At 43.3% G+C, this 275-nt stretch carries 1 protein-coding gene; it reads right to left on the reverse strand.

Annotated features, from left to right (window positions below; translation table 11 throughout):
- Positions 1-81: 81 nt before the first annotated feature.
- The coding region (locus tag Q1A48_RS21565) for a hypothetical protein (protein WP_299948945.1) at positions 82-275 on the reverse strand (194 nt) is incomplete at its 5' end.

Here is a 275-nt window from a genome sequence, read left to right on the forward strand (position 1 = left end):
TGAACTGAACCTGACCTGACAGACCACCGTCAGAAAAACCGGTAACTGTCAGATCAAGTCTGAACTACTACAGATTAGCAGCTATCTCACACAGTTACCCATCTCTTCTCTTTGAACAGTCACTGTAATGGCTTGTAATCTAATCGTGTAGATTTTTCTGCCACGAAATGATAAAAAATGCGCCATAAAAAATAAGCGGTAGTAAGGAAGTTGTAGTGACAGGGTTGTTCCGCCAGCAAGCCATGGAAAAACAAGCAGATCGCCTGCATGGTGAG

Source organism: uncultured Microbulbifer sp. (genome assembly GCF_947489355.1).
GTDB lineage: Bacteria > Pseudomonadota > Gammaproteobacteria > Pseudomonadales > Cellvibrionaceae > Microbulbifer.